The 5,056-nt window shown below is 59.2% G+C and carries 6 protein-coding genes; 1 reads left to right on the top strand and 5 read right to left on the bottom strand.

Annotated elements, in window-relative coordinates:
• Positions 1-60 precede the first annotated feature (60 nt).
• The 5 genes from B7L09_RS03610 to B7L09_RS03595 all read right to left on the bottom strand — a co-directional run bounded on the left by B7L09_RS03610 (position 61) and on the right by B7L09_RS03595 (position 4,159).
• Positions 61-390, bottom strand: a complete 330-nt coding sequence (locus tag B7L09_RS03610) for a hypothetical protein (protein WP_094467778.1) — start codon at positions 388-390, stop codon at positions 61-63.
• Positions 391-551: 161 nt separating this feature from the next.
• A complete protein-coding gene (locus B7L09_RS31910; protein ID WP_158491239.1) occupies positions 552-764 on the bottom strand; it encodes a hypothetical protein in 213 nt (70 codons plus the stop codon).
• Between the two features lie 145 nt (positions 765-909).
• On the bottom strand, positions 910-1,413 hold the full coding sequence (locus B7L09_RS03605) for a GNAT family N-acetyltransferase (RefSeq protein ID WP_094467777.1): 504 nt from the start codon (positions 1,411-1,413) through the stop codon (positions 910-912).
• A gap of 50 nt (positions 1,414-1,463) precedes the next feature.
• Positions 1,464-2,093 carry a glutathione S-transferase family protein gene (locus tag B7L09_RS03600; RefSeq protein WP_094467776.1) on the bottom strand — a complete coding sequence of 210 codons (630 nt, stop codon included), beginning with the start codon at positions 2,091-2,093 and terminating at the stop codon, positions 1,464-1,466.
• 116 nt (positions 2,094-2,209) lie between these two features.
• A complete protein-coding gene (locus tag B7L09_RS03595; RefSeq protein ID WP_094467775.1) occupies positions 2,210-4,159 on the bottom strand; it encodes a DNA topoisomerase III in 1,950 nt (649 codons plus the stop codon).
• A gap of 283 nt (positions 4,160-4,442) precedes the next feature.
• Between B7L09_RS03595 and B7L09_RS03590 the strand changes: the two genes are divergently transcribed.
• Positions 4,443-4,811 (top strand): DUF427 domain-containing protein, encoded by a 369-nt coding sequence (locus B7L09_RS03590; RefSeq protein ID WP_094467774.1) that lies wholly within the window; start codon positions 4,443-4,445, stop codon positions 4,809-4,811.
• Positions 4,812-5,056 lie beyond the last annotated feature (245 nt).

Here is a 5,056-nt window from a genome sequence, read left to right as displayed (position 1 = left end):
AAAAGGCCCCGCTCGATAGGACGAGCGGGGCCTTTTTTTATTGATGAGCAGTGGGGGATATCAGTAGAACCGGTCAATCACCCGAACTTCGTTCTGGTTCTGCATCGAGGACCACGCCTGTTTCAGCGTTTGCAGAACATGACCGATGAAGTCCTTGTCAGCCGCGGCTTTTTTGCCGACATAGCCCTGGCCGCGACGGTACATCTTCAGTCGGGCCAACAGGTTCTGGTTGTTCTGGTCGAACTCCGCTTCATGGGCGTGCGGCGACAGGCAGTCGATTTGAACCTGGCCCGATTTGCTGATCCACAGAATGTGGCTGTCGTGGCTGTCTTTTTGCGCCGCGAACAGATGAGCCAGTTCATCGATAGTAGGTTGATTGTTCAGATTCATAATATGCCCCTTGACCAAGTTGGTGATCTTTCAAAGTTGATTCGCTAATACAGGTAGCCCATCGGTTAGTTGATCCCTGGCACCGAAACCAGGACGTCGGCGGTCGGCCGTCAATTCGACGGGGTCTCGCGTCTGTTGCATGTAGTCGTGTTGAATAACTGCTACGCAATAGCGTCACAACGAAGAGAAGCAGCGAAAACCTGGAGGCCGCCGCCGACTTTTGAGGGTCGGCCACAAGCTTCATGAGGATTGATCGCCAGCGCTTCTCGTCCTTGTACTGGACGTTCGGGCCAGGTCAGCTTCTTCAATCTGCCTTGTGGGCAGCGTGTATCCGGGAAAAACAGCTCGGCGGTCAGACGAGCTTGCTCAAACATGTTGCTGTACTCCCGATCGGGGAGATGTCTGCATCATGCAAGGGCAAATCGGAGGCGTCAACCGTTATGTAGTGATTATTTTTAGTCACTACATATTGTCGGACAAAGCGCTTTGGAATTAAAAAGCAGCGACGCAACACCCGGGTCAGGACGATGGCAGCAGATGTTGGAAGCGATAGAAGGTGCAGGGATAACCGTCTACCGACCGTTGATGCAGGGTGAATTCATCGCTTGCGAACTCGGGCATCACCTTGGCCCAGAAGCGCCGTGCAGGCGGGTTTGCGTCGATATGGAAAATCTGCCATTGACCGGGGAACCGGCTCAAGAGGGTGGACACGACAAACTTCGCGACACCTTGGCCACGAAAGCGTCGGCTGATGAACAAGTAGCCGATGTTGTGCTCGGCACCCTCGATATGAACGCCGTCGTCCACCGTCACGAAACCGGCGAGCTCTCCCTCCACTTTGATCAGAAACGGCCGGGTTGCGGGGTTACGCCAGTAATCCAGTGTCGGCCGGATATTGAAGAAACCGTGCTCGCCGAGTTTCAGCGGTAGAAACTCGCTGAAGTCATGCATGTAGAACTGCATCAGGTTTTCAATCGTTTCCAGTTCGTCGCGGTGTGCGGCATGCAGTGCTATCGAGGGCATGCTGGGTTCTCTCCAGATCGAAGGGCCGTCCGTGGCCCTTTCGGCATCACTCAGTGAGGCGCGAAGTCGTAGGTCCCGCCGGTCTTCAACGCAGCCACGTAAGCAGGGCGTGCCTGGAAACGTTCAACCCAGGCCGCTACATGAGGGTAGTTGCCCAGCTTGCTTTGGGCGCGGGCAATCTCGCCGATAAAGCTCATCTGGATATCGGCGGCGCTGAATGTGTCACCCAGCAAATAATCGGACTGGCTCAAGGCCGTATCGAGGTAGCCAAGGTAGTTGGCCACTTCGGAGTTGATGCGCGGGTGCAGCGGCGCNCCGGCNTCACCCAATCGGCCGACGTAGAGGTTAAGCATCAGCGGCAGCATGGCCGAGCCTTCGGCGAAGTGCAGCCATTGCACATATTTGTCGTAGGTGGCGGTAGCAGGATCGGGTTGCAGGCGCCCCTGGCCATGACGACGAATCAGGTAGTCGATGATCGCGGAAGACTCGATCAGTTTCTGCGCGCCATCTTCGATGACCGGCGATTTGCCCAGGGCGTTGATCGCTTTCAATTCCGGCGGGGCCAGATTGGTTTTTGGGTCGCGTTGATAGCGTTTCAGCTCATAAGGAATGGCCAGTTCTTCCAGCAACCAGAGAATACGTTGGGAGCGGGAGTTGTTCAGGTGGTGCACGATAATCATAAACAAGGTTCCTGTAGCAGCTGTCGAGTGAAACGAGGCTGCGATGCCGTTTCAGAAAATGGGGCCATCGCCGGGCTTGAAGAACACTAGACCATCACGGTCCATTCGAAGTGCCCTCAAGCTTTGCTGGCCGGTTTCGCCGCGCGTTTGGCGCCTGTCGACGGCTTGCGCTTGGCGGGTTTTCGTTTGTTTTTCCATGGGGTGGCGCCACGGCCGGCCGGGCTCGCCGGTCCACTGATGGTCAGGCTCAGGCCGGCGCAACGGGCGACCTGTTTACTCATCCACGCGGCTTGTTTGGTGACGAACTCTTCCAGGCTCATTTCACCGCTTTGCACCATGTCCAGTGCCTGCTCCCAGATCGCGGTGGTGCCGGGGTCGGCGATCGCCCGTGGCACCGCGTCGATCAGGCTGAACGCCGCCGCAGTGGCTGAAAGCGCCTTGCCGTTTTTGACCAGGTAACCACGGTCCAGCAGGCCCTGGATGATCCCGGCGCGCGTGGCTTCGGTGCCGATGCCGGTGGTGTCCTTGAGTTTTTGCTTGAGCAGCGGATCTTCCACCAGTTTGGCGACGTTTTTCATCGCTTTGATCAAGTCGCCTTCGGTGAATGGCTTGGGCGGTTGGGTCCAGAGGTCCTTGAGGTTGACATCGGCCACCGCGCAGTCACGGCCTTCGGCCAATGCCGGGAGTGTTTGCGGTGCCGGAGCCTCGCGACCCTTGGCCGGGGCGAGCGCCTCGGGCAGGGCGCGTTTCCAGCCGGGCTCTACGATCTGCTTGCCAACGGCGCGCAGGGCTTCACCGGCGCAGTCGAAGTCCGCCTGGGTACGATCGTATTCATGGTTGGGCAGGAACTGCGCCAGATAACGCGCACGAATCAGGGTGTAGACCGCCCGTTGCTTGCCCACCAGTCGATCGAGATGCTTGGCCGCCGCCGTCGGGATGATGCCGTGGTGAGCCGTGACCTTGGCGTCGTTCCAGGCCCGTGAGCGGCGCTGTGGCTCCAGGTGATCGTTCAAGGCGTTCAGGGACGGATCGGCCTGGCGGAGCGCGGCGAGAATGCCCGGGGCTTCGCTGTGCTGGCTCAACGGCAAGTAGCCGCAGTCACTGCGCGGGTAGGTGATGACCTTGTGGGTTTCGTAAAGGGATTGCGCGACATCCAGGGTTTCCTGGGCGCCGAGGCCGAGCTTCTTGGAGCAGATTTCCTGCAAGGTGCCCAAGTCGAACGGCAACGGCGCGACTTCACGCATCCGCTCGGTGCGCAGCTTGACCACCCGGGCACTCGCCGCGCTGCTGATGGCCGCAGCCGCTTGCTGGGCCAGCGCCTGATTCAGGCAGCGATCCTGATCGTCACAAACGTCGGATGCCGCACGCCACTGGGCGGTGAACGCCGTGCCGTCGTGCAACAGCTGCACGTCGATGGCCCAATANGCCACCGGCACAAAGTCTGCGATGCTGCGGTCGCGGTCCACCACCAGGCGCAACGTCGGGGTTTGCACCCGGCCCACCGGCAACACGCCTTGATAACCGGATTGGCGCCCGAGCAAGGTAAACAAACGGCTCATGTTCATCCCGATCAACCAGTCGGCCCGGGAACGTCCCAGCGCCGAATGATAAAGGCTGAACGTCTCGGCCCCCGGCTTGAGCGCCGCCAGCGCCTTGCGGATCGAGGCGTCATCCAGCGCCGACAGCCACAACCGCTGGATGGGCCCGCGGTAACGGCAATGCTCCACCAGTTCACGGGCGATCATCTCGCCCTCACGGTCGGCGTCGGTGGCGATCACCAGCTCCTGCGCTTCCCCCAACAANCGTTTGACCGCCTTGTACTGGCTGGCGGTGCGCGGTTTGACCGTCATCTTCCACTTTTCCGGAATGATCGGCAGATCCGCCAGCACCCAACGCTTGTAGCGCGCGTCGTAGGCGTCGGGCGGGGCGGTTTCCAGCAGGTGGCCGATGCACCAGGTCACTGTGACGCCATTGCCCAGCCAGCAGCCATCGCCACGGCGACTGGCGCCGAGTACCGCCGCGATGTCTTTGGCCTGGGAAGGTTTTTCACAGAGGTACAGCTGCATAACCACCATCGTTCATCAAGTGTGCAAGAGGCGCACAGAATGGCCGGTGATGAGCAATGGATCAATCATTATCTGTATGGATGTACAGCAGATGCGTTGCGATTGATTGCCGAGGGGTGATGGATACCCATCGGCCTCGTCGGCCGCATAGCGACCGACGGCCAGTNNTNCCTGACATTCGAGGTCTCAGGTTTTTGGGACCTGACATTCGAGGTCTCAGGTTTTGGGGCCGCAGCGCGAGCCGTCCCCCACAGGTCCATCACCGTCATGAGGAACGCATTCCATGAAAAGCTCCGGTCCTAGTCCTGTCATCACCATCGCCGAGGAGCCTAGCTTCCTGTTGGTGAAGTTTCACGGTATTCAAGTGGCCGCCTCCTCGCGTGCGCTGGTGCTGCTCGAGGCCAATTATCCGCCGGTGTACTACGTTCCCTGGGAGGACATCGACGAACAGTATTTTGCCCGCACCGACCACACGACCTATTGCCCGTACAAGGGCGACGCCACCTATTACAGCCTGCAAATCCCCGGGCATGAGGGCGCTAATGCGGTGTGGCGTTATGAAGACCCCAAAGTGTCGGTCGAACAGATTCGCGGCTATGTGGCGTTCTATCCCGATCAAGTTACGTTTGAGCTGCTCAAAGACGTTGAGTGATGCTCGCGAAAACGCCACGGCGGCCTTCTCAAGCAAAGCACTTCAGGCACACCTGCTTTTGTGGCGAGGGAGCTTGCTCCCGCTGGGCTGCGTAGTGGCCCCAAGAATGTGGCAAGAATGCCAATTTTTGTGAGTGCTTCGCACTCAAGCGGGACGGTGCGGCGTTCCGACAAGCTCCCTCGCCACAGGTTTTTTGTTCGACTGAAGATTGAGTGAACAGCATTGCGCTTGATGGCGGGATTATT

Source organism: Pseudomonas mandelii (assembly GCF_002251635.1).
Lineage (GTDB): Bacteria > Pseudomonadota > Gammaproteobacteria > Pseudomonadales > Pseudomonadaceae > Aquipseudomonas > Aquipseudomonas mandelii_B.
This window is presented reverse-complemented; position numbering and strand designations above follow the sequence as displayed.